Source organism: Vibrio sp. Vb1026 (assembly GCF_033338745.1).
Lineage (GTDB): Bacteria > Pseudomonadota > Gammaproteobacteria > Enterobacterales > Vibrionaceae > Vibrio > Vibrio alginolyticus.
In genome coordinates this window covers 1-1,168 of sequence record NZ_JAWOTH010000150.1, presented here as the reverse complement: position 1 = coordinate 1,168, position 1,168 = coordinate 1, and the positions used below count along the sequence as shown (strand labels likewise).

Here is a 1,168-nt window from a genome sequence, read left to right as displayed (position 1 = left end):
CTGTCATTTGCGTGCCCCTTAACCTTCACCTAGGCCAGTAGCAATCGCGTTGCCAATAGACTCCAGCGCTTGAGCCGCGTCTGGGCCTTCAGCAGAGAACTGCAATTGGTGACCGTGTTTCACACCAAGGGCAATCACTTTCATCAGGCTTTTCGCATTTACTGCTTTACCATCACCATCTAGGTTTGCCACGCGAATGTTTGATTCGAATTTCTTCGCTTCTGCAACCAGCATCGCACCCGGGCGAGCGTGAAGGCCATGTGCGTTTTTGATCTTAAAGACTGCTACGTTGCCATCTTCGGCTGGCGCTGCCACTTCTTCGCCTTTGAATAGCGCGAGAATCTGTTCTGCAGAGGCATCTAACAGCTTATTGTGTTCGTTGTTGAAAACAATTTTAGACAAGTTGTGCAGAATTGATTGGTGAGCGTTGTTACAAGCCGCAAACGCAACCAAAGCACGCACTTTTTGGCCTTCGTATTCGCAATCGTTAGCCGTCGAGACAAAAGACACACCCGTGCGAGAAACGTGCTTGTCGCTACCAACTAGCCACAAACCGTTGCCGAGATGAGTCGGTGCTTTTGTCACGAGATCCGCAACAAATTCAGCGCCAGCACAGCCAGTGTTTTTCAAGAGGCCACCTGCCACAGCGCTCATCTGTACCATATCGCTTGCAGGGAAAAGCAGCTGGATAAGAGACGCATCGAAGTCCGCTTCAAGCTGAACATCACCATGAAGTAAGGCAATGATGTCTTTTTCGTTTTTTGCATCGCGAAGACGCTCTTGCACGCCATCAGCACCTAGCACTTTGGTCAGTTGCTTCAGAATGCCTAAGTGCTCGTCTGATTTTGCCGCGATACCAATCGCAACGAAGACTTTGTTTCCGTCACCCCAATCCACACCTTTAGGAAAGTGGTGAACAGCGACGCCAGTGGTTTTTACCATTGAGCGAGTGTCGGTTGTGCCGTGAGGGATCGCGATGCCGTTACCTAAAAACGTTGAGTTTTGGTTTTCACGATTTAGCATGCCTTCCACATAACCTTGTTCAACAAGGCCTTTGTCTGTCAGGCTTTGCGCAATATTCTTGAGTGCTGCAAACTTATCTGTCGCTGATTGCGAGAGGGTAATGTCGTTCTTATTTAGCTTAAGCATGGTGCTTCTCCAGCCTTAA

General features: G+C 49.1%; 1 protein-coding gene. It reads right to left on the bottom strand.

The features are described from left to right. Window positions 1-18: 18 nt before the first annotated feature. Window positions 19-1,149: a fused PTS fructose transporter subunit IIA/HPr protein gene (fruB, locus tag R7E47_RS24890; protein WP_318085439.1), complete on the bottom strand. Its 1,131-nt coding sequence runs from the start codon at window positions 1,147-1,149 to the stop codon at window positions 19-21. Between the last annotated feature and the right edge of the window lie 19 nt (window positions 1,150-1,168).

Coding starts and splice junctions, on each gene's coding strand:
- fruB (WP_318085439.1), bottom strand. CDS start 1,149: ATGCTTAAGCTAAATAAGAACGACATTACCCTCTCGCAATCAGCGACA.